Annotated in this window: 18 protein-coding genes; 17 read left to right on the top strand and 1 reads right to left on the bottom strand. The window is 46.4% G+C overall.

Annotated elements, in window-relative coordinates; all coding sequences use genetic code 11:
• The first annotated feature begins 252 nt into the window (after positions 1-252).
• From AAHF22_RS00730 to AAHF22_RS00700, 7 genes are all read left to right on the top strand, one after another.
• Positions 253-1,506, top strand: coding sequence for a M16 family metallopeptidase (locus AAHF22_RS00730; protein WP_347323051.1), 1,254 nt, complete (start codon positions 253-255; stop codon positions 1,504-1,506).
• Positions 1,496-1,954, top strand: coding sequence for a dUTP diphosphatase (gene dut, locus AAHF22_RS00725; RefSeq protein WP_347323050.1), 459 nt, complete (start codon positions 1,496-1,498; stop codon positions 1,952-1,954). Before AAHF22_RS00730 ends, dut begins: the two co-directional genes overlap by 11 nt.
• Before the next feature lie 307 nt (positions 1,955-2,261).
• Entirely contained in the window at positions 2,262-3,308 is a 1,047-nt protein-coding gene (locus tag AAHF22_RS00720; RefSeq protein WP_347323049.1) for an aspartate-semialdehyde dehydrogenase, read from the top strand.
• Positions 3,309-3,324: 16 nt separating this feature from the next.
• A complete protein-coding gene (gene dapG / locus AAHF22_RS00715) occupies positions 3,325-4,566 on the top strand; it encodes an aspartate kinase (RefSeq protein ID WP_347323048.1) in 1,242 nt (413 codons plus the stop codon).
• A gap of 48 nt (positions 4,567-4,614) precedes the next feature.
• Positions 4,615-5,490: a 4-hydroxy-tetrahydrodipicolinate synthase gene (gene dapA / locus AAHF22_RS00710; RefSeq protein ID WP_347323047.1), complete on the top strand. Its 876-nt coding sequence runs from the start codon at positions 4,615-4,617 to the stop codon at positions 5,488-5,490.
• Between the two features lie 591 nt (positions 5,491-6,081).
• Entirely contained in the window at positions 6,082-7,764 is a 1,683-nt protein-coding gene (locus AAHF22_RS00705) for a ribonuclease J (protein ID WP_347323046.1), read from the top strand.
• A gap of 252 nt (positions 7,765-8,016) precedes the next feature.
• Entirely contained in the window at positions 8,017-10,986 is a 2,970-nt protein-coding gene (locus AAHF22_RS00700) for an FtsK/SpoIIIE family DNA translocase (RefSeq protein ID WP_347323045.1), read from the top strand.
• A gap of 440 nt (positions 10,987-11,426) precedes the next feature.
• Here AAHF22_RS00700 and AAHF22_RS00695 read toward each other — a convergent pair whose 3' ends face one another.
• Positions 11,427-12,512: a stalk domain-containing protein gene (locus AAHF22_RS00695; protein WP_347323044.1), complete on the bottom strand. Its 1,086-nt coding sequence runs from the start codon at positions 12,510-12,512 to the stop codon at positions 11,427-11,429.
• Positions 12,513-12,962: 450 nt separating this feature from the next.
• Between AAHF22_RS00695 and yfmF the strand changes: the two genes are divergently transcribed.
• The 10 genes from yfmF to AAHF22_RS00645 all read left to right on the top strand — a co-directional run bounded on the left by yfmF (position 12,963) and on the right by AAHF22_RS00645 (position 24,258).
• Positions 12,963-14,243, top strand: a complete 1,281-nt coding sequence (gene yfmF, locus AAHF22_RS00690; protein WP_371833995.1) for an EF-P 5-aminopentanol modification-associated protein YfmF — start codon at positions 12,963-12,965, stop codon at positions 14,241-14,243.
• A gap of 3 nt (positions 14,244-14,246) precedes the next feature.
• The gene (gene yfmH / locus AAHF22_RS00685) at positions 14,247-15,530 is read left to right on the top strand and encodes an EF-P 5-aminopentanol modification-associated protein YfmH (protein WP_347323043.1); all 1,284 of its coding nucleotides are present in this window, start codon (positions 14,247-14,249) and stop codon (positions 15,528-15,530) included.
• A complete protein-coding gene (gene ymfI, locus AAHF22_RS00680) occupies positions 15,527-16,300 on the top strand; it encodes an elongation factor P 5-aminopentanone reductase (RefSeq protein WP_347323042.1) in 774 nt (257 codons plus the stop codon). The genes yfmH and ymfI overlap by 4 nt, the downstream gene beginning before the upstream one ends.
• A 470-nt stretch (positions 16,301-16,770) precedes the next feature.
• On the top strand, positions 16,771-17,463 hold the full coding sequence (locus tag AAHF22_RS00675) for a DUF3388 domain-containing protein (protein ID WP_347323536.1): 693 nt from the start codon (positions 16,771-16,773) through the stop codon (positions 17,461-17,463).
• Positions 17,464-17,520: 57 nt separating this feature from the next.
• Positions 17,521-18,630 carry a helix-turn-helix domain-containing protein gene (locus tag AAHF22_RS00670; RefSeq protein WP_347323041.1) on the top strand — a complete coding sequence of 370 codons (1,110 nt, stop codon included), beginning with the start codon at positions 17,521-17,523 and terminating at the stop codon, positions 18,628-18,630.
• Positions 18,631-18,826: 196 nt separating this feature from the next.
• Positions 18,827-19,318 (top strand): YajQ family cyclic di-GMP-binding protein, encoded by a 492-nt coding sequence (locus AAHF22_RS00665; RefSeq protein ID WP_347323040.1) that lies wholly within the window; start codon positions 18,827-18,829, stop codon positions 19,316-19,318.
• A 132-nt stretch (positions 19,319-19,450) separates the two neighbouring features.
• Positions 19,451-20,041 (top strand): CDP-diacylglycerol--glycerol-3-phosphate 3-phosphatidyltransferase, encoded by a 591-nt coding sequence (gene pgsA / locus AAHF22_RS00660; RefSeq protein ID WP_347323039.1) that lies wholly within the window; start codon positions 19,451-19,453, stop codon positions 20,039-20,041.
• Between the two features lie 167 nt (positions 20,042-20,208).
• Positions 20,209-21,498: a competence/damage-inducible protein A gene (locus tag AAHF22_RS00655; RefSeq protein WP_347323038.1), complete on the top strand. Its 1,290-nt coding sequence runs from the start codon at positions 20,209-20,211 to the stop codon at positions 21,496-21,498.
• A gap of 644 nt (positions 21,499-22,142) precedes the next feature.
• Positions 22,143-23,210: a recombinase RecA gene (gene recA / locus AAHF22_RS00650; RefSeq protein WP_347323037.1), complete on the top strand. Its 1,068-nt coding sequence runs from the start codon at positions 22,143-22,145 to the stop codon at positions 23,208-23,210.
• A 247-nt stretch (positions 23,211-23,457) separates the two neighbouring features.
• Positions 23,458-24,258 carry a regulatory protein RecX gene (locus AAHF22_RS00645; protein ID WP_347323036.1) on the top strand — a complete coding sequence of 267 codons (801 nt, stop codon included), beginning with the start codon at positions 23,458-23,460 and terminating at the stop codon, positions 24,256-24,258.
• The last annotated feature ends 396 nt before the right edge of the window (positions 24,259-24,654 follow it).

Genomic DNA, 24,654 nt, shown 5'->3' with positions numbered 1-24,654 from the left:
ATCACCACTGAAAATACTAAAAAACACCAATATCATGATCTAAATCATTTGTATTATAAAAACAAGTTTTTGCAGTCCAGCACACTTTCTTTCTATATAAAATAGACGACCAATCAACATCAAATAGATCATTCACGAATGGCAACACATCAGCGCCGCCCTGACCGAACCGTGTCAAACCGCTATCGCGCTTGAGCAAGGTTGCATATTCTGTTAGGATAGGAATGCATTTATCAATTAGGAGGCCCGTCAATGGAACGGATACAATTGAATAACGGTTTGCGAATCGTTATGGAAAAAATGCCGACCTTCCGTTCTGTCACATTTGGAATCTGGATTAAAACTGGTTCCCGTAATGAGAATCTGGTGACAAATGGAATTTCGCATTTTATAGAGCATATGTTATTTAAAGGCACCAAGCGTTTTGACGCAAAAAAGATCGCCGAAATTTTCGACGGAATCGGCGGCAATGTGAACGCATTTACAAGTAAAGAATATACATGCTTTTATGCCAAAGTGCTTGATGAGCATCTGGAAATTGCGCTGGATATTTTGTCGGATATGTTTTTCAATTCACTGCTGGATCCGGAAGAGCTGGGACGTGAGAAAAATGTCATTTTGGAAGAGATTGCAATGTACGAAGATGATCCGGATGATCTGGTACATGATCTCGTTACCGTAGCTTCCTATGGCAATCATCCGCTTGCTTATCCGATTCTCGGTACAGCAGAACGTCTGGAACCGATGGGACCGGATCAGCTGCGCCTGTTTATGAAAGATCGCTATACGATTGAAAATACCGTAATCAGCGTAGCCGGCAATATCGACGACCGTATCGTGCCGCTGCTGGAAAAATATTTTGGCGGTTTTGATGTGCATGGGCCGGAGCAACAGCTAATTGCGCCTGAATTTAAAGGTGAGCTTGTATTCCACAAAAAGAAAACCGAACAAAATCATATCTGTTTGAACTTCCCTGCTGGTAAAATAGATGATCCAAAGTATTATGCGATGGTGCTGCTTAACAATGCCCTGGGCGGCGGCATGAGTTCGCGTCTGTTTCAGGAAATTCGTGAAAAGCGCGGTCTGGCGTATTCGGTCTATTCCTACTATACAGCTCATGCGGATAGCGGTCTGTTCACGATCTATGCGGGCACAACGCCGAAGCAGACGAAAGATGTATTTGAGCTGACGCATCAGTTGCTGCATGATCTCAAGCAAAACGGATTGACCGAGCAGGAGCTGGAGCAAGGCAAACAGCAACTGAGAGGTAGTCTGTTGCTGAGTCTGGAAAGCACAAGCAGCTTGATGAATCGTCTGGGCAAAAATGAAATTATGCTTCGTCAGCACGATACGGTGGACGAGACGATCGACTATATTGAGCAGGTGAGTATGGAGGATATCCGCGCAGTCATTGATGATATGTTTGCGGCGCCTTATGCGCTTGCCATGGTCGGCTCGTCGGATAAAAGCATTGCAAATGTAAGGAGAGATGAACTTGTCCACTAATGCCATTTCGGTAGAAATCAAAACATTACCCAACCACGAAGGTTTGGAGTTGCCACGTAAAATGTCAGCGCAAGCATCTGGATATGATCTGTATGCTGCGGTTGAAGAGCCAATGGTACTTCAACCAGGTGAGCGTGCGCTTGTGCCAACCGGTCTTGCACTGGCGATGCCAGCTGGACTCGAAGCACAGATTCGCCCGCGCAGTGGGCTAGCATTCAAGCACGGCATTACATGCCTGAATACACCAGGTACGATCGATGCCGATTATCGCGGCGAGATCAAAGTGCTGCTCATTAACCTCGGACAGGAAGCTTTTGCGATTGCTCGCGGTGAGCGGATTGCGCAAATGGTATTCCAGCTCGTACCGGATACCGATCTTGTACAGGTGCAGGAGCTGTCTGAGACCGTTCGCGGTGCGGGTGGGTTTGGTCATACTGGTACGAAATAAGTAACGTTACCGTCAAACGGTCGCTACGTTTTTGATCTGGATTGGATAGGAGATCGACTGAAACGAAATGGCTGTTATAGGCTGAATGATATAGGGCAGATCATATTGCTAGATATCACCGCATTAAAACTTTTCTGCAAAACAGTTGAAAGAAATAACAGGGAATGATATCATTTCTACAATTATTGCAGGATACTGAAATTCATTTCCGGTCGCTGTGACCGGTCAGGGTCTGCGGTGGTCTGAACGAGACCGCCGCTTGTGCGTTCATGCGCACCCTGCAAAATCGAAGGGGAGAAGATGCTAGATGTCTAATCAATTCTTTAATGTGGCTGTTGTGGGAGCGACAGGAGCAGTAGGTCAACAGATTGTAAGATTGCTGGAGGAGCGCGATTTCCCGGTAAAAACACTGAAGCTTCTGTCATCGGCGCGTTCGGCTGGCAAGAAGGTTCTGTTTAAAGGATCGGAAGTTACCGTGGAAGAAGCAACACCGGATAGCTTTGCCGGTGTAGACATTGCCCTGTTCAGTGCAGGTGGTGATATCAGTAAGGCGCTAGCTCCGCATGCGGTTCGTCATGGCGCTGTATGTATCGACAATACGAATGCATATCGTATGGACCCGGATACACCGCTGATCGTACCGGAAGTGAATGCACATCGCATCGCTGATCACAAAGGCATTATCGCCAATCCAAACTGCTCTACGATCCAGATGGTTGCTGCACTGAAACCACTTCAAGATCGTTATGGCATCGATCGTATTATCGCATCTACATACCAGGCGGTATCCGGTGCCGGTAATCAGGCGATTGAAGAATTGAAGCGTCAAAGCCAGGCTGTACTTGCAGGTGAAGATGTACAACCGGACATTTTGCCAGTTGGCGCACTGCCAGTGAAGCATCAAATCGCCTTTAATGCGATTCCTCAAATCGATAAATTTCAGGATAACGGCTATACACTGGAAGAGATGAAAATGGTGCGGGAAACAAAGAAAATCATGGAAGATGACTCCATTAAAGTCACGACAACATGTGTGCGTATCCCGGTTGTATATGGACACTCGGAGTCGGTATATGTAGAACTCAAACAGGACGCTGATCTGGACGAAGTAAAACAGCTTCTGCAAAACGCGCCAGGCATTACACTGGTGGATGATCCATCCAACCAGGCGTATCCGCTGGCAACCGAAGCAGCCGGTCAAAACGACGTATTTGTCGGTCGTTTGCGCCGTGATCTGGACAATCCGCGTGCATTTAACATGTGGATCGTATCGGATAATCTGCTTAAAGGCGCAGCATGGAACGCTGTTCAAATCGCCGAGATCATCGCCGCAAAAACAGCAGTCAACAGCTAACGGAGGCGTGTGGTCAATGACGACCTTATTGCAAAAAACAACAAATATCCTTGTACAAAAATTTGGTGGCACATCGCTCTCGACACCAGAAGCGCGTGAGCATGTGCTGCGGCATATCAAACGCGAGCTTGCCCGGCAGGTCAAGCTCGTTGTTGTGGTGTCCGCAATGGGTCGCAAGGGCGATCCTTATGCGACCGATACATTGCTGGACAGCACTGCCCAGAACGGCAGTGTTCCATCCCCGCGTGAGCGCGATCTGCTCATGGGCTGCGGAGAAATCATTTCTGCGGTAAATCTGAGCGGCATGCTCGTTCGTGAAGGCATACCGGCTGTTGCTCTAACCGGTGCACAGGCTGGCTTTATTACCGATGATAATTTTGGCAACGCACGCATTTTGACGATTCGTCCAGAGCGTGTATTGCGTGAACTGGAAGAAGGTAAGGTTGTTATCGTAACCGGCTTCCAGGGACAGACTGAAAATGGCGATCTGACTACACTTGGACGCGGAGGTAGCGACACGTCGGCAACGGCGCTTGGTGCTGCACTGCATGCGAACATGGTAGATATTTATACAGATGTTGAAGGCATTCTAACCGCTGATCCGCGTATCGTCGAGGATGCTAAACCGCTTGCTTTTGTGAGCTATAATGAGATTTGTAATATGGCTCATCAAGGTGCCAAGGTAATTCATCCGCGCGCTGTTGAGATCGCGATGCAGGCACAGGTGCCCGTCCGTGTTCGGTCTACTTTTGCTGAAAGTGAAGGTACGCTTGTGACGCGTCCAGATCAATTCGTCGATTCACCAGGTGGTGTCGTCGACCGTTTTGTGACAGGCATTACCTATATGACCAATGTGACTCAGATTACCGTGACCGAGCAGGAAGGAATCGATAATCTGTCGCTCAAAGTATTCGAAGCAATGGCGGATAATCGCATCAGTGTCGATTTTATCAACGTAACCCCGCATGGCGCGGTATATACCGTATTGGATAGCGAAGCGCAGCGTGCAACAACGCTGCTTCAATCAATGGGACTACAGCCAACCAGCCTCAGCGGTTGTGCCAAAGTTTCTGTTGTAGGTGGCGGTATTAACGGTGTGCCTGGTATTATGGCACATATCGTTGCTGCCTTGACCGGACAGGGAATCACCATCCTTCAGTCTGCTGACTCCAATACGACCATCTGGGTGCTCGTCAAGAAAGAAGATATGGTTTCAGCGGTTCGCGCGCTGCATAACCAGTTTGAGCTGCACCTATAATCTGACCAAGTTCTGCGGGAAGCATCCCGTATTGAAGGAGGAAAAACATTGGTAGACTTCGGAAGACTGATCACGGCGATGGTCACACCTTTTAACGATCAGGATGAGATCGATTGGGATGTAACAGCCCGTTTAATTGATTATTTGATTGAGGAACAAAAATCGGAATCACTCGTTATTTGTGGTACGACTGGTGAATCTCCAACACTGACAGATGAAGAGAAGCTCGAAATGTTCCGTTTCGCTGTCAAACATGCAGCCGGCCGATGTAAAATCATCGCCGGTACAGGCAGTAACAATACGAAGCACTCGATCCACCTTACCCGCGAGGCATCCAAGCTGGGGGTGGACGGGCTGCTGCTCGTTGTACCGTATTACAACAAACCGAACCAGGCAGGTCTATATCAGCATTTCAAAGCGATTGCGGCTGCGACCGAACTGCCGGTCATTTTGTACAATGTACCAGGACGTACCGTTACCTGTTTATCTGCGGAAACGACATTGCAGCTGGCACAGATTAGCAACATCGTCGCGACCAAAGAATGTGCTTCGATCGATCAAGTGACGGAAATTGCCGCTGGTGCGCCAGAAGGTTTCCGCATTTATTCAGGTGAAGATGCAACAGGTTTTGCGGCGATTACGGTCGGTGCATACGGTATTATTAGCGTAGCCAGTCATGTGGTCGGTCAAAAAATGCATGATATGATCCATTCCTATGTGAGTGGGGATGTAACCGAGGCAGCCAAAATCAATCAGCAATTATTGCCGCTGTTTAAAGGTCTGTTTGCTTGTCCTGATCCATTGCCGAACCCATCGGCTGTAAAATATGCGCTCTGCACACGCGGATATGGAAATGGCGATGTACGTTTGCCGCTTATTGGTCCATCCGAGGCACAGCGCGAATTTATTCAGGCATTGCTGTAAAAGAGGCTATAGAGCTACAGCTGCTCTCCAGCGGATGTATGCACTGTACTGTAGCAATGCTTCAAAGCAATACAATTGTGTAAAATGTACGTAAACGAATGCACTCCTTTATACACATTCAAATGCCGTCAGGCAGGGTAATGGGCATGAAGGGGTGCATTTTTATATGTATAGGAATGTATCGTTCTACTCTATTAATGAGGTGATACTGGATTTAAAGCGATAGTTTTGCTTGATATGAAAGGGTTTTACTGCCTGAGCAGACGAGGTTTCAAACATGACTTGTGTTTTTGTTTTTTAATCATGTATAATATTCTTAAGTGACTGGGTGCGGTATAAAAAAGTAATACGAATTTGCTGATAGAATTCTTTGTCAGGCAGAGTGTTCGTGACATCGGCAAATTATGCAAGAATGTGAAACATTCGGATGCTGGTTTCTTGCATACTTTAACTGGCGATCGCCGGTTTGTATTGTTATAGCCAACGTGTGCGATTTGTTTTATAAATGTTCCAATATGTAGCAGAAAAGCAAATGATTTTGTTTATAAATATTAAAACGACGTCCAACAATTATAGGAGGTATAGATTCCATTGTCCAAGAAAAACACAAATAACGAAAAGCTGACGATCTTTGCGCTGGGCGGCGTCGGTGAAATTGGTAAAAACATGTACGTCATTCAGTATGCGAATGACATTGTCGTAGTCGATTCAGGTTTGAAATTCCCAGAAGAAGATATGCTGGGTATTGATATGGTTATTCCGGATATTTCCTACCTTAAGGAAAATCAGGATAAAGTTCGCGGTATTTTGCTCACACACGGCCACGAAGATCACATCGGCGGCCTGCCTTATGTGTTAAAGCATCTCAATGTACCTATTTATGGCACTCGCCTGACGATGGGACTTGTGGAGAACAAGCTCAAAGAAGCGAATCTGCTTGGCGAAACGAAACGAATTTTGATTCATGAGGATTCCGAAGTGAAGCTAGGTAATACCATTACTGCTACGTTCTTCCGTACCAATCACAGTATTCCAGATTCCGTAGGTGTCTGCCTGGCTACTCCAGAAGGAAACGTTGTTCACACAGGTGACTTCAAGTTTGACCATACTCCGGTCAATAATGAATTTGCCAATCTGCAACGTATGGCTGAAATCGGTGCCAAAGGCGTACTCGCTCTGTTATCGGATAGTACGAATGCGGATCGTCCAGGCTATACCCCTTCCGAGAAAACGGTCGGCATTGTGCTGGAAGATATTTTCCGCAAATCGCCACAGCGCGTTGTTGTAGCGACATTCGCTTCCAACGTTCACCGTATTCAACAAGTGGTGAACGCAGCAGCAGTAACCGGACGTAAAATTACGGTTATCGGACGCAGTATGGTTAATGTCGTAAGTATTGCAAGCGATCTGGGCTATCTGGACATTCCGGACGGCATGCTGATCGAACCGGAAGAAGTAAACAAAATGGCAGCTGATCGCGTCGTTATTTTGTCGACAGGTAGCCAGGGCGAGCCGATGTCTGCACTGACACGTATGGCACGCTCCACACACCGTAAAGTTGATATTTTGCCAGGCGATAGCGTTATTATCGCGGCTACACCAGTACCTGGTAATGAAAAATATATCGGCCGCACGATCGACGAACTGTTCCGTCTTGGCGCTAACGTATATTATAGTGGTGCTAACCCGGGCGTTCACGTATCCGGTCACGGTTCGCAGGAAGAACTGAAGCTGATGCTGAACCTGATGAAACCGAAATTCTTTATCCCGATCCACGGTGAATACCGTATGCAACGCAGACATGCGATGCTGGGTGAAGCGACAGGCGTCGATCCAGACAACATCTTTATCGTCGATATCGGTGACACTATTGAAATCCAAAATGGTGCTGCACGCAAAGCCGGTAAAGTCACTTCCGGTAACGTGCTGATCGATGGTCTGGGTGTAGGTGATGTGGGTAATATCGTACTGCGCGACCGCAAACTGCTATCTCAAGATGGGATCATGGTCGTTGTCGTTACACTGAGCAAGCAAAATGGTCAGATCGTATCCGGACCAGACATTATTTCTCGTGGATTTGTCTATGTTCGTGAATCGGAAGGACTGCTGGACGAAGCAAATCGCATCGTAACGAGCACATTGCAGCGTCTAATGAGCGAAAACGTAAACGAGTGGGCTTCCCTGAAAACAAGCGTCAAAGACGCGCTTGGCCGTTTCCTGTACGAGCAAACACGCCGCAGACCGATGATTCTGCCAATCATTATGGAAGTGTAAGCACATGACCTCTTTAGCAGGAACGTGCTTTTTGAATAATAGGTAAGGGCAACCAGTCGCCCCTGATTTTCCGCATGGTATATTGGACGGTCCCATGCGGGGAACAGGGGTTTTGTTTTTTTTTAGAAAAGTATGTATTTCGGATGTGCAATGGTATGATGGAGATGCTGGTTACTGTTCGCATTATGGCTTGAAAAGGCGAACGCAAATAAGAGCAAATATGCTATAATAACACATCGGAGGTGGTAACAGGTGGCTAAGCCGAAAGCAACCGAGAAAACACGAGCAGCAAGCAAAACGACCCGGAAGTCCTCGCCATCTGCTGCGCGGAAGCCGGCGCAACCGAAACGCAAAGCATCATCCACCAGGACAGGCACCACAGCACGCAAGCGGAAAACGCAGGCACCTGCACTTGGATTGTTGAAATATGAAATTTATGGAATTTTGCTCATTACGTTATCGGTGATTGCTCTATCCCGGCAAGCAGCCGTAGGATACTTTTTGTATTACATAACTTCGTTTATTTTGGGGAAAGTGTATTTTGTATTGCCCCTTGCCGGTATATATATCGGTTTGATGACGATGTTGCGTCAGCGCTGGGCTAATGGCTGGAGCAGTCGTACAACCGGACTGCTACTACTCGTATGTACGATGACATTAATGAGCATCCTGATTCATGTACCGGCAGCACAGCTGGAATCGTTACCTGCAAGACAGGCAGCAGGTGGTTATGTTGGAGCTGTGCAAATGTGGCTGCTGCTGATGCTGTTCGGAGTGACGATAACGAAACTGATCGCCGCTGTGATGCTGATCATCAGTCTGATGTTGATCACGCGCATGTCACTGGCGCAAATTATACAATATGGGCAGACGATGGTCGCTCGAATCGGTGCAGCTACGCGTCAACAATGGTTGGCTTCACGTGCAGCAGCGGCAGAGCGCCGTGAAGAACGCGAATTGGAGCTGGCTGCTGAAGCAGAAGCACAATTGCATGCATCGCAGCCAGATCAAGATGAGGATGCAGAGTCTGCACGCAGTAAAGGGCTGCTCGCCTGGTTACGCCGAGAACGATATGGGGAGTCCCGGCAAGACGAGTTGGATACAGATTCGGATGAGACGATCTATGCGGCTACACCAGAACGTAAACGAATCACACGTAGTAAATCTACGCGTAAGTCAGCCGACTCCGACACTACGATTGCAGCCGAACAACATGATCAGACTGGACAGGATAGAGAAATTAAATTCAGCTCATCAGATCATCGTCATCTGGAGGATGATCTGTTGGACGATGCACTGGATGTTGTGATGGCATCTGACCTACATGCACATAGTGCAGGAACAGCATCAGCGGCTGGCGCAGGTGGAGCAGCCGGAACAGGTATAGCATCATCTACTGGAATGGCAAGTGCTGTAGAAGGGGATCGCACACCAATTATCCGTGATTTTTTTGAACAGATTCGATCAGAACAGTCCGTTCATCCAGAAACAGAAACCGATGGAAACACCATGTATAAAACCGGTGATGTTACAGTTACAGGAGAAACTGGGCATGCTGTGCAAAATCAAGTGGCATCGACAGATTCAGAACCGTCTGCAACTGAATTCCATACTTCATCCACACCTATTGAACCAGTAAGAGAACACCATAACCAAGCATCTAACGAAGCATCCCATATGTCGGCAGCAGATGAGTCGGATGTTATCAGAGCAGGTACGTCTGAAACAGCAGCCGAACAAACGCTTGCTACAGCCGCAGGTAGTGAAGAAGCGGTCGTTACACCGCCACCACCACCGAAGCCTTATCGTTTGCCACCATTTAGTTTGCTTGCTAAGCCAAAGGTGAGCAACCATGCAGCAGACCAAAATGATTATATGCAAATTGCCCGTAAGCTGGAAACGACACTGGAAAGTTTTGGAGTACGTGCTAAAGTGCTGGAAGTTGTACGTGGGCCGGCGGTCACACGCTATGAAATTCAGCCTGATGTCGGTGTGAAAGTTAGTCGAATCGTCGGCTTGACCGATGATATTGCACTGGCACTGGCTGCAAAAGATATACGGATGGAAGCGCCTATTCCCGGCAAATCGGCAATTGGCATTGAAGTACCTAACAGTGAAGTAGCAATGGTGACGATGCGCGAAGTGATGGAGACACAAATATTCCAGGAATCTGAAGCGCGGTTATCGATTGCCTTTGGACGTGACATTGCTGGTCAGACGATTGTGGGTAATCTGGCCAAAATGCCCCATTTGCTCGTAGCAGGGGCGACCGGTTCCGGTAAATCGGTATGTATTAACGGGATTATCACCAGTATTTTGTACAAAGCGAAGCCAGATGAAGTGAAGTTCCTCATGGTCGATCCGAAAATGGTCGAATTGAACATCTATAACGGTATTCCACATTTGCTGGCACCGGTAGTGACCGATCCGCGTCGTGCATCACTGGCGCTTAAAAAAATCGTTGTCGAAATGGAAAAGCGTTATGATCTATTTTCCAAATCAGGTACACGCAATATGGAAGGCTATAACAATCTGGTGAAGGATAATCCGTCTGCGGTTCTGCCGTATATCGTCGTTATCGTCGATGAGCTTGCCGATCTGATGATGGTTGCTGCGGGGGATGTAGAAGACGCGATTGCACGTCTGGCACAGATGGCACGCGCAGCAGGGATTCACCTGATTATCGCAACCCAGCGTCCATCGGTTGACGTTATTACAGGGGTAATCAAAGCGAATATTCCATCACGGATCGCCTTTGGTGTATCGTCGCAGATCGATTCTCGTACCATTCTGGATATGGGTGGAGCGGAGAAGCTACTTGGACGAGGAGATATGCTGTTTATGCCAGTCGGCTCCTCCAAGCCGGTACGTGTACAGGGAGCATTTATGTCGGATCAGGAAGTGGAAGCGATCGTTAATTATTGCCGCGATCAGGGTGAAGCGCAGTACAATGAAGATATTGTGCCGGAGATCGATGATTCGGTAACGGCTATAGAAGAGCAGAAGGATGAACTGTTTGATCAGGCAGTGCAGATTGTCGTAGAAGCTAAACAAGCGTCTGTGTCGCTCTTACAGCGCCGTATGCGTGTCGGTTATACCCGTGCAGCGCGTTTAATTGATTCACTGGAGGCACATGGTATCGTAGGCCCTTATGAAGGCAGCAAACCGCGTGAAGTGCTCGTCTCTCCAGAGCAGTATCATCAGATCAGCACGGGCAGCTAATGATGAGTAAATAAGAGTAGATAAGAGCATTAGATCTGAAACTAGATCTGATGCTTTTACCTATACGATCCATCTTATATAGGGGACAGGGTTTAATTTAAACGATCTAATATTGGTAAGCAGCGATCTGCACGATTTGTATGATCAGTGAGCGCTATCAATGAGAAGAGTATCTAATCATGTCCTGAAAATCATGCCTTGAATGAACATGACTTAGCCGGAGACGCTGAAACGATATCTATTAAATCTTAGTTTACGTCTGTTTCCTTCCTGAAGGAATATCTGCATATGTATTATGTATTTATATCGATGTATCTATACTCCATATACAGGATGCTATGAATGCCAATTTATTTTAAAAAGAAAAACCCCGTTGAGACCTTTACGATATAAGGTTTCAACGGGGTTTGTGTATATAGGCATCTTTAACGCTTTAACGATTAGTTATAACGTTTCAGGATGCTAGAACGGTTGCTGCTATCGTATACAAAGCCGTAAATCTTTTTGCCCATATTGCTATAAGCAGCGTCGATATCGGCAGCGATACTGCTCATCAGGCTAGTGCCTTGATTGTCTGTCAGCAGGTTCCAATCGCTTTTGTTGGCATAAACGCGGAATACGATTTCTTCATCGTTATCATTGGACAGCTCGATGCTGAGCTTGATATTACGATACGTACCGTAGTCGTTGTTCAGGTTTTTTTGTACCGTTGTCAGATCGACATTGGAACCAATCACCACGCTATTGCTGTTGTTCAGCGTGAAGCTCATCAACTTGGTTGAGTTTTTGTTGTATACGGTACCGCTGATTGTTGCACTTTTGAATGTGGTGTTGTCTTTAATATCGTCTACAATGTTTTGCAGCAATGTTCTGCGGCTGCTGCTGGACGTGTCGTTCCATGCTGTTTCATTCACACGAACAGAGACTTTAACTGAAGATTGAGTACCTGTCAGCTCGATGCTGGCACCTGTACTTCTGTAATCGCCATAGCTGTTGTTCAGCGCAGTTTGCAGCTTCGTCATCGCACTGCTTACATTGCCAGAGCTGGAGTTGGAATTGTCGGCAATTTGATTTTTCAAGGTTGTAATTTGAGCGTTCAAATCCTTAACCTGTGCTTGCAGTTGTGTAATGGTCGTATCTTTACCCGTGCTTTGCGTATTCGCATTTGTCAGTTGCAATTGCAGACTTTGAATTTGTGCATTCAATGCGTCTACAGTGGATTGTGGAACTTGAACCTGCGTATCGGTGATGGCTACCGTTTTGTCCGTGTTGTTCCATGCTACCTTTTTACCTACAGCATCACCAAGCACACGCAGTGGTACATACGTTGTACCATTAATCATAAATGGCTCCTGCGCTGCATCGACAGTCACACCCTGGTTGTTGTACATCACTTTAATATTCGCATATACCGCTTTGAGCTGTTTGGTGGCATCGGAAGCGTATGTACTATTGGCAAAAATCGTTCCAGATACGGCCAGAGCGGACACAGCAGCGATGATCATCGGTTTTTTGTTTAGTTTCATGTTCGTTCATCGGACTCCTTTGTAATCGATTTGGATAGAGCAAACGTCGTCTGATTATCCTATGTAATTAGACGCGGTGTGTGTGCAAATAGTTTCGCACAAATTTCCCAGAAGCACCAACAGGTGTAATAATGAGGACCTAATTGGACCCAGAGACTTGATTCTAACATAAAATAAAGTGGGAATAAAATCAGCTTTGTAACTGGATTGTTATTATTCTGGCAAAAAGCCTGCTCTACCAGCCATCCATTACCCTTCCTATGCAGCTCTGAAAACGATTGGTCACTTTGTCGCAATCGATCAGGGTTGTGTGAAAATAGACATAAGACGATCGAAGGGCGCGATTGGTTTGCTTCACAGGATTAGGGTAGTATAAAATAAACGTTATGATGTATTACGAACAAACATGAGTGCATGAACAAAATTCGTCTTGAAAAAGGGGTTTTGATATTGAATACTATAGGATTTGAACACGGCGAAATGAATGGAATCCGCGTACATGTTATGCCGACAACGCGGTTTAAAACCTTTGCCATCTCCCTTTATTTAGGAGTACCACTGGCAGAGGATACGGTTACACCTACAGCCCTTATTCCGTTTATTTTACGTAGAGGGAATGAAACGTATCCAGAAACGACCCAATTCCGTGAAGCGCTTGAAGATATGTATGGCGCAGGCTTCGGTCTGGATGTATACAAAAAAGGCGATTACCAGCTTGTGCAGCTTCGTATGGATACGATCAACGATGCATTTGTAAGTAGTAATGAGCCGCTGCTTTCACGCAGTCTTGGTTTTCTGGGCGAAACGCTGACTCGTCCTGCGGTAGAAGACGGTGCCTTTCGTCAAAAGTATGTTCAAGCAGAACGTGAAAATGTACGCAAGCGTCTGGAATCGATTATTGACGATAAAATTCGGTATGCAGCTGAGCGTTGCATTCAAGAAATGTGCAAAGATGAACCTTATCGTTTAAGTCCACTTGGTCGTCTGGACGCATTGGACGATCAGGAACGTGGTGGATTGTACGAATGGTATCGCCAGTGGTTATCTACCTGTAGCTTTGATCTGTATGTCGTAGGAGATACGACACTCCATGAAGTACTGGGACTGGTAGAACGCCATTTTCATCTGAATCGCGGCGATGCGCTGACGTATACGCCAGCAGTAGCGAAGCCTGCAAGTGCAGAAGTGCGTCAGGTTATTGAGCGAATGGAAGTGAGCCAGGGTAAGCTGAATATGGGGCTGCGTAACCCGATTCTGTATGCGGATGATCGTTATGCAGCTGCACTTGTCGCTAACGGTATACTGGGCGGCTACCCCCATTCCAAGTTATTTATGAATGTGCGTGAAAAGGAAAGCCTTGCTTATTATGTAGGCTCGCGCTTTGATGCGTATAAAGGCATCACAACGATCCAGTCCGGCATTGAGCTGCACAATTTCCAAAAAGCGCTCGATATTATTCGCGAGCAGCTTGCCTTGCTGCAAGCAGGCGAGATTAGCGAAAGTGAGATTGCACAGACCAAAGCACTACTGCGTAATGATTTGCTGGAATCGCGTGATTCGGCGTATCAGATGATTGGCTATGATTTTAATGGCAGATTCGCTGGCAAAGAACGCTCGATCGATGAACTGCTGGAGCAGGTAGAAGCGGTAACCGCAGAGGAAATTCAAGCCGCAGCACAGCTGCTGAAGCTGGATACGATCTATTTCCTGACAGGCGAAAAGGAGGCGTAATCGATGGAAAGTATACATTATGAACGTTTACAAGAGACGTTATATCACGAAAAGCTGGATCACGGACTTGAAGTTTATGTACTGCCTAAGGAAGGCTTTCAAAAAACGTATGCGATTTTTGCTACACGTTATGGCTCGGTAGATAATCATTTTCAGGTGGAAGGCGGGCCAGAGATTCAAGTTCCAGATGGCATCGCTCACTTTTTGGAACATAAAATGTTTGAAGAACCGGACGGTGTGGACGTATTTTCTAAATTTTCTGCCAAAGGCGCGTCAGCCAATGCGTTTACAAGCTTTGAGCAGACCGTGTATTTGTTCTCAGCGACGGAGCAGATCGAAGATAATCTGAATACATTGCTGAATTATGTGCAAAATCCATATTTCACCGAAGAAAATGTAGAGAAGGAAAAAGGCATCATCGGGCAAGAAATTCAGATGTACAGTGACAATCCTGACTGGCGTGTGTATTACGGCTTGATCGAAGCGATGTATCAGAAGCATCCGGTACGGATCGATATTGCAGGTACGATCGAATCGATTAGCGCGATTACGAAGGATACACTGTATACGTGTTATAACACCTTTTACCATCCGTCCAATATGATGGTATTTGTTGTGGGTGGTGTAGATCCAGCCGCAGTCATTGAGCAGGTACGCCGTAATCAGGATGTCAAAGGCATTGCACCGCAAGGGCGAATCGATCGTTATTTTGAAGATGAGCCTGTCCAGGTAGGTGAACCGTGGCATGAAGTGAAGCTGCCGGTATCGCAACCGAAATTCCTGATGGGCTTTAAGGAAAAAGAAGTCGGTCTGGACGGTGAAGAGTTGCAGCGTCATACGCTGACGACAAAGCTGATGCTGGATCTGCTGCTCGGTAACAGTACAGCACTGTATCAAAAGCTATATGATGAAGATTTGATTTCGGATGATTTTGGCTATGATTATTCAGCGACACCGCAGTATGCGTATTCGATGATCGGTGGCGATACGAAGGACCCAGAACTGCTTGTGAAGCGTTTGAAAGAAGAGATTGGCAATATCGTGGCAACCGGTTTTACACAGGCAGCTTTTGATCGTGCAGTAGGTAAGCGGATCGGTAGTTATTTGCGCCTGCTGAACTCGCCGGAAAGCATCGCTCACGAATTTATGCGGTATCGTTTTAAAAATAGTGATTTCTTCTCCGTGTTGGGTATATACGAAGCGTTGACACTGGAAGACGTGAATCGCTATCTACGTGCACATATCGATTGGGAACAACTGGCTGTCTCTGTTGTTGTTAATCCATGAGTGGCCTAATATCTGCCGGTAGCAGCAAGCCATTTGCAGAGATGAATGTGCTCATTACCGGAGCCAGTCGCGGAATCGGTGCAGCGATTGCGAAACGATTCGCGATGGCCGGTATGAATGTCGTGATCCATTATCGTAACTCGCATGAACAGGCGAATGAAGTCGCTCGCACCTGCCTGGAGTATGGGGTACAGGTGCTCACGGTTGCTGCTGATCTGCGCGAAGTGGAAGAAATTCGGCGGATGCAGACGAAGCTGGAGCAGCATGGGATGGAGCCGGATATACTGGTAAATAATGCAGGACTAGCCCATTATGGGATGCTGGCGGACTTGAGCGAGTCGGCATTCGACGACATCATCGCGACTAATCTGAAGGCGGTTTTCTTTTGCAGCCAGACATTTATGCCGTATATGATTCGGCAACAGTATGGACGAATCATTAATGTATCGAGCATATGGGGCATGACCGGCGCCTCATGCGAAGTGTTGTATTCTGCTAGCAAAGGTGGGGTCAATGCATTTACCAAAGCGTTGGCGAAGGAATTAGCGCCTGCGGGCGTGACGGTAAACGCTGTTGCACCGGGTGCGGTACGTACCGATATGATGGCGCATTTGCATGAGGATGATATTCGTATGCTGGAAGAGGAAATTCCGGCTGGACGTATGGCGGAGCCGGATGAGATCGCATCGATGGTCTATTTCCTTTCTTTGCCTGAATCCGGTTATATGACCGGCCAGGTGGTTAGCCCCAATGGAGGTTGGTTAACTTAGCGTAAAGGTGTCGCAGCGGATTGGCTTGTATAAACGGATAGAAGCTTCTATGCTATATGCATACCGAAGCTTCTATTCATTGTTAGCTACATGGCAATGATGTCTATTATTTATGCCGACCATTGTTGTCGTTATGAAAAAGGATGAAAAAGTTGTTTCCTTTCGCTTCTTGCCTTTCTATTTCATTTTATATATCATTAACATGTTAAGGACTTGAAGCTAAAAGTAGGCTGTAGTCATTCCGATGATCAGCTTCTTTTTATTATATGCTGCTGTGAAGCGGCAAGCCGAACACAGGCCTTTGCCAATAATATGATACTGATGCCCGTGCGGATAGATCCGCGCTCAGACGGGAGGAAAGGTTCGAGGTGAACGTGGAAGCAAAACAGACAAACACAGAAGCAAAGCAATGGTACTTGGAGTACAGGATACATAAGAACCGTCCTGGCTTACTTGGAGATGTCGCATCGCTGCTTGGTATGCTTAATGTTAACATCCGTACGATTAACGGGGTAGAAGGCAAAACGCGCGGAATGCTGCTGGAAACGGATGATGATGAGAAGATCATTCTGCTTGGTGATATGCTTGCCAAAGTTACCAATATTACGATTACCGCATTGCGTCAGCCCAAACTAGTTGATATTTTGGCTGTACGTCACGGTCGTTACATTGAACGTGATTCCGATGATAAAAAGACATTTCGTTTTACACGCGACGAACTCGGTCTGCTGGTCGATTTCCTCGGTGAAGTGTTTAAACGTGATGGCAATCAAATTATCGGACTTCGTGGTATGCCACGAGTGGGTAAAACCGAGTCGATCATTGCAGGTAGTGTGTGTGCCATGAAACGCTGGACGTTTGTATCCTCAACATTGCTGCGTCAAACGGTACGCAGCCAATTGTCGGAAGAAGAAATGAGTCCGGGCAATGTGTTTATTATCGACGGCATTGTGAGTACGATTCGTTCGAATGAACGACATTATCAGCTGCTGCAAGATATTATGCAGCTACCGAGCACTAAAGTCATTGAGCACCCGGATATTTTTGTTCGGGAGTCGGATTATGATTACAGTGATTTTGACATTATTATCGAATTGCGTAATAATCCGGATGAAGAGATCGTCTATGATAAGTTCACCGAAACGTATACTGATGATATTTAATCGCTCGATTCAAATATGACTTTAGGCCATAAAACAATCTAATCAGGAGGTAATCGTATGTCAGATCTGGGTCGCCAATTAAGGGACGCCCGCCTTGCACGAGGCTTATCGCTCGACGACGTGCAGGAAATGACCAAAATACGCAAGCGCTACTTGGAGGCCATCGAAGCGGGTGATTTCAAAGTGCTTCCCGGAAGTTTTTACGTTCGGGCTTTTATTAAAACTTATGCAGAAGCAGTCGGAATTAGTCCGGATGAGCTGCTGCAAGAGCATCAGGATCTAGTACCTGAACCGGAAACAGCAGAGCCGGTAATGGAGCCGGTCGTACAGCCACGTCGTGCAGCAAGACGTAATGCAGCGACAGCAAGCCGTAGTGGCAAGCTGCTATCTACGATTTTGATGTGGACGTTTCCGATTTTAATCATCGTGCTGGTATGGGTATTTGTCATCAAGCAAAACGCTGCACCGCAAATTGCAGAAAATAAGCCGACTGGCCAACAGCAGCAGCAGGGCAATACAGGGGGCGGTACAACAACTCCACCATCCAGTACGAATACAACGCCTGAATCATCGGGTGGGGGTACAACCTCGCAACCAACAGGTGGCGGAACACCGTCAACTGGCGAATCTACAGAAGGAACAACAAACGGCGAAGCAACAGGTACAACGGAAGGCACGCCTGAAGGCACACCAGAAGGAACGACCGAGGGTGGTACGACAACCGATGCTTCTAGCACACCTGTAGTGACAGAGTCGGGTAAACAAGGACGTAACACGATTTTCGATGTGAATTACACAGGCGCTGATACGGTGAAAGTAAACATTCAAGCAACCGGTCAAAGCTGGTTGGAAGTGTACAAGTCTGATAATTCCAGCGGTGAACGTCTATTTTTCAACAATACAGAGAGCGGTCAAAGTTTATCATATGATCTGACCGATTCCGGGTTATATATTAAATCCGGTAACTCTCGTGCAACAAATATTACGATCAACGGCCAGCCGATTACGGATGGTAAAGCAACTTCTCGTATCGTACTGAAGCTGGTGAAAGAAGCACCATCTACCGACACAACAACAGGCACAGATACAACGACTGACGGTACGACAACCGACAGCAATTCGGATTCGACAAGTACGGATTCCGAGTCGACTTCCAGCGGTAACTGACATGACCTATAAAGGGCATCCCTTGGCTCTGCTTCAGGGCAGACGAGGATGTCCTTTTGTAAGTTCAGACCGTTGCGGCTACTGCTGTACTGACACGAAGGATGGAAATTCGTTCCAATCGTTTGATGTCGATCTCGTCGATGATTAGACTTGTTCTGTTACATCACCTATAATTTTACTAAAGGGGGCAACTTCTGTGGCATCTGAAAGTTCTTTTGATATTGTATCCAAAATGGATATGCAGGAAATGACGAATGCGATTAACCAGACCGAAAAGGAAATTGTGAGCCGCTTTGACTTTAAAGGCAGCAAAAGCTCGCTGACGCTCGATAAGGAGACGCTGGTTGTAATTTCCGATGACGAATACAAGCTGAATGCACTGATTGATATTTTGCAAACGAAAATGGTGAAACGCGGCTTGCCCATCAAAAATATTGAGTATGGCAGCATTGAATCTGCTTCGCTTGGAACCGTCCGCCAGCGTTTGAAGCTCAAACAGGGAATCGATCAGGAAAATGCGAAAAAGATCAACATCCTGATTCGTGACTCCAAGCTCAAAGTGAAAAGCCAGATTCAAGGTGACCAGATTCGCGTAACTGCCAAAAGCCGCGATGATCTGCAATCGATTATCCAACTGTTGCGTAAAGCAGACCTGTCTGTGGATCTGCAATTTACAAACATGAAATAATAGTCGTATGTAACTGCTTGGTTACAGGGCTGATGGAGGCTGCAAGTTGATGTTGAGGAACAAAAGGCGAGCGGAAGCAGTTACATATCAGCAGCTGCATCATAGTGCTGCAATCAGCATAGGAGGTGCCCTGTGAATCTGCCCAATCAAATCACTCTTGCTCGAATCGCGCTTGTGCCAGTAATGATGTTGTTCCTATTGGTGAATTTTCCATTTGGCGAACGTGTACTGCATATCGGCAGTACATTTGCGGTCAATGTTAACGATTTGATCGCTGCATTTATTTTTATTGTCGCAGCCGTTACAGACGGTATTGATGGACATATTGCGCGTACACGTAATCTGGTCACGAATCTGGGTAAGCTGCTCGATCCGCTTGCGGATAAGCTGCTCGTCTCAGCGGCGTTAATCTCGCTCGTATCGCTCGGTAAATGTGCGGCATGGATGGCGATCATTATCATTTTCCGTGAATTTGCAATTACAGGTCTGCGCCAGATTGCGCTGTTAGAAGGCGCAGTTGTCGCCGCCAGCAACTGGGGAAAAGCAAAGACGATCACACAGATTGTGGCGATCGTATTGCTCATGATTAACAATTTTCCGTTTGCACTGGTGGGCTTTCCGTTTGCTGAGATTGCAATCTGGGCGGCTACGATCATTACGCTGTATTCCGGTGTCGATTATTTTGTGAAAAATAAACATCTGCTCCATCTATCCAATTCCTGACGATCGGTTTCCGTTTCATGTGTATGCACAGAGCGGTAAGATATAAGGGAGACTCTAGATCGCTGGAGTGGCTCTACAGGCAATAGGGTTCTCTCTATTGCCTTTTTGTATGAGCAAGCGCATATTTAACTAGATAGTTGTACACATAGCGAGGAGGAGAACGATTCATGAAAGCAGTAAAAGCAGAAATTATCGCAGTAGGCACCGAGCTGCTGCTCGGTCAGATTACGAACACCAATGCACGCTATTTGTCCCAGCAGTTATCTTATCTGGGCATTGATGTCTACTACCAGACCGTAGTAGGCGATAACTTGAATCGTCTCAAACAAGCGATTGAACTTGCTTCCAGTCGTGCTGACGTGATTGTATTTTCCGGCGGCATCGGTCCGACGCAGGATGATTTGACCAAAGATGCACTTGGTGAAGTGCTTGGCCGCTCCCTGCATATTCATGCCGAATCAATGCAAGCGGTCGAGAAGTTTTTTGAAGGTCGCGATAAGCCAATGACGGAAAACAATCGTCGCCAGGCGATTATTTTGGAAAATAGTGATCCGCTGCCTAATGAAGCTGGCTTAGCAGTAGGTGTGGCGATCTCGCAGGATGAGAAACATTATATCGTGCTGCCCGGCCCACCTAAAGAATTGCAGCCGATGTTTGAAAATCAAGCAATTCCGTGGCTGCTGGAGCATGTGCTAACGGATGAGTATCCGATCTATTCTAAAATGCTCAAGTTTGCAGGTATTGGTGAATCTGCACTGGAAGATGCATTGCTCGATCTGATCAGTGCACAGACGGACCCAACGATCGCACCGTATGCGAAAGAAGGCGAGGTCACGATTCGCCTCACGACTAAAGCACCGGATGAAAAAGAAGCGATGAGCAAGTTGAAAGCGATGGAAGCGCAAATTCGTGAACGTTTGCCCGACTATATGTATGCCGATCAAAATATTACGATCGAGCATCAAATCATTCAGATGATGACAGGCATGAAGTTAACGCTAGCCGCAGCCGAAAGCTGTACAGGTGGGCTGGTGATGCAAAACCTGACTACGATTCCGGGCAGTGCGCTCGTCTTTATGGGTGGTGTTGTATCGTATTCCAACGAGATGAAAGAGCAGATTCTGAATGTACCGCATGAGCTATTGGAAGGCGAGAATGCACCGGGCGCAGTAAGCGAAGAAGTAGCCGAAGTGATGGCTGACCAGGCACGTCTGTTGCTGGATACCGACTTTGCTGTTTCGGTTACCGGTGTGGCGGGCCCGGGTTCATCCGAGCGTAAGCCGGTCGGACTTGTATATATCGCCATCGCTGAGCGCGATCGCCAGACTGAAGTGTTCAAGCTCAATCTGAAAGGCAATCGTGAAGCGATCCGAATTCGTTCAGCAAAAAGCTTGATGTATCGCCTCTGGCTGCGCCTGAAGCAGCGGGAGAATGAGCAGCTGGCAGCGCAGTCTTGATGAAGTAAGAGCTTTTGATGAAGTGACAACTCTTGATAAAGTAAAGATTCTTGATGGAGTAAAAGCTCTTCATGAACTAAATCTCTTCATGAACTAAATCTCTTCATAAAGTAAAAGCTCCGTTTACAATTATAAAGTAATCTGTGTCAGTCAGATCGTTAATATGTGGGTGTTTAGTAGGGATAAATATAGTCGCGATAACTACACAATTTAGTAATAATAGTTATCGTGTTGGTTCGATACTGGTCGTATTTCCTGCTCTGTTACACCCTGTGAAAAGCGTAGGCTACAGCCGTTTAGACTGTATATTTATGGGACTTGCAGACGATAAAACCGTATGCTATGATCATGTCAGACGGAAGAACCGCAGCAATTGTATTGCTGCGGTTCTTTGTTTCATGGGCATGCCAAATGGGATCATGATCAAGGAAATAAGCTGTAGCAAACCGCATAATGGAACAGTCGTTTTTGCTATTGGAAAGCTTTAAAACAGAATCAAAAGGGTAGCTCGTTAAAATTGCCATTATTTGTAATTGATAAGTCGCAAGACGGCAAAAAGACGAATATATGTTCGAAAAAAGCTTGGCAAAGTGCGAACAATAAGGTATAATTAACTTATAAACATTAAGAAGGATGTGAGCTGATTGTCAGATCGTCGTGCTGCGCTGGATATGGCGCTTCGTCAAATAGAGAAACAATTCGGTAAGGGTTCCGTTATGAAACTTGGTGAATCCACGCATATGCAAGTAGAAGTTGTACCAAGCGGTTCGATCGCTTTGGATATCGCACTGGGAACAGGCGGTATGCCAAGAGGCCGTATCGTTGAAATATATGGTCCTGAGTCTTCAGGTAAAACGACAGTAGCTCTGCACGCGATTGCAGAGGTTCAAAAAGCGGGCGGACAAGCAGCATTTATCGATGCTGAACACGCTTTGGACCCTCAATATGCGAAAAACCTGGGTGTTAACATTGATGAGTTGCTGTTGTCTCAACCGGATACAGGTGAGCAAGGTTTGGAAATCGCTGAAGCACTCGTACGTAGTGGTGCAGTTGACATTATCGTTATCGATTCCGTAGCGGCACTGGTGCCAAAAGCGGAAATCGAAGGCGAAATGGGTGACTCTCACGTAGGTCTGCAAGCACGTCTGATGTCTCAGGCGCTGCGTAAGCTTTCCGGTGCAATTAGCAAATCCAAAACAATCACGATCTTCATCAACCAGCTGCGTGAAAAAGTTGGCGTTATGTTCGGTAACCCTGAAACGACGCCAGGTGGCCGCGCTTTGAAATTCTACTCGACTGTACGTTTGGATGTACGTCGTATAGAAGCAATCAAAAACGGTAACGATGTGGTCGGTAACCGTACACGTGTTAAAGTTGTCAAAAACAAAGTAGCTCCGCCGTTCAGACAAGCAGAGATCGATATTATGTACGGTGAAGGTATTTCCAAAGAAGGTAGCTTGATCGATATCGGTACGGAAAAAGATATTATTAATAAGAGCGGCGCTTGGTACTCTTACGAAGGTGAGCGTATGGGTCAAGGTCGTGAAAATGCGAAGCAATATCTGAAAGAAAATCCTCAGGTTTCGCTCGTTATTGAAAATAAAATCCGTGAGCTGAGCAATCTGACTACACTGGTTGAAGCTCCAACAGATGATCAAAAGCGTAAAGAAGAAATGGAAGAGCAAGAATTGTTCTCCGAAGCAACAGAGTAAGAGTAATTGTAAGTTTGGTCCCATATGCCCGGGGCTGCAAACTTTATAAGCATACCTTCGTCGGTTTGTGCCAGCATTCGTCGAAGCAAGCGCCTGTCACGTGACTCACGTACAGGCGCTTTTTGCACATATACAGATCAAGAAAGATCTGTATTGCATAAATCAAGCTTATATAAATCAAGCCACATCATCGACAACAACTCTGTATCCTACACAGCATGATCGTCAGAGGAGAAAGGACAACAATATGAATAATCGATATAGCTGGGGACGCAAATCGCAAAAACGTAAAGCATCCAGTCCAGCGCATGAAGCTAATGAATTTCAGGAGTCCAATGAATCAGGGGAGCAATCATGGGAGCAGGAAGAAGAAGTAGAAGAACAGGCTGATTTGCTGGAAGATTTTCCTGAGCATGAAGAATTAGAAATTACAGGCGTAGAGCAGGCAAGATGGCCGCGCCTTCATTATAAACTGTTTTTTGGTGAGCTAAAGCTGATTGTGCATGAAGATGTGATGATTAAATATCGGATGCTCAAAGGCTATAGCTTTACGAAGGATGCACTGCGTGACATTATGGCTGCCAACAAGTTACAGGCCGCCTATGCTTCATCTATCCATTATTTGAGCTATCGTTCGCGGACACGCACCGAAGTTGCGCGTAAGCTAAAAGAGAAGGACTACGATGAGCATGTGATTGAGACGACACTGGATCGTTTGGAAAGTGAGAAGCTTATTGATGACTCTCTGTTCGCCGAGCAATGGGCTAGACAACGCGTTCGTACCCAGAAGAAGGGCAAAGTATGGATTCGTCAAGAACTGCGGCAAAAGGGCGTACAGCCTGCTCATATTGAACAGGCATTAGGTGAGATTGATGAAGACGAAGAATTAGTAAGTGCAACAGCGCTTGCTCGCAAAAAATGGAATGGCACATCCGGCGGGTGGCTCGATAAGAAGCGTAAAACGATGGCATATCTAATGCGTCGCGGTTATTCGTCTGATTTAATACGTCGTGCACTGGCTGCTATCGAAGAAGAGAAGATAGATTGAATGATCGTTAGCGTACTTGGATCGAGCATGTTTAGAGCGTGTAAGCAAACTGGTTGTGCCAGGGCTATGCCATTCCGGTCAGGAATAAGGGAAAGGATTCTCGTCTCGCATAGCAATCTACGGAGTAGAAGTAAGTTGTAAATTCCTGTGCTGGAAGAGGTAAGATATTTCACTTCCGTAAACATCCCTTTCCATCGAACCCCGTGTTCGAAATTCACTAACATTTAGAAGTCATCCTCTCTTCTTATGTTCTTCCCGCAGTGAAATGCGGCATACACGTATACGAATTTAGATAAACGCTCTAGTAGCAATGGGACAATACATCTATATGGATATGCTGTCTTTATTTGATAGTGACCAGGCTGCTTTAAGCAACCGGGTTATTTTATAAGTTAT

The sequence above is a fragment of the Paenibacillus wenxiniae genome, from assembly GCF_039822605.1.
GTDB lineage: Bacteria > Bacillota > Bacilli > Paenibacillales > Paenibacillaceae > Saccharibacillus > Saccharibacillus wenxiniae.
Note: the sequence above shows the minus strand (reverse complement) of the source record. Positions and strands in the feature narration are given on the sequence as shown.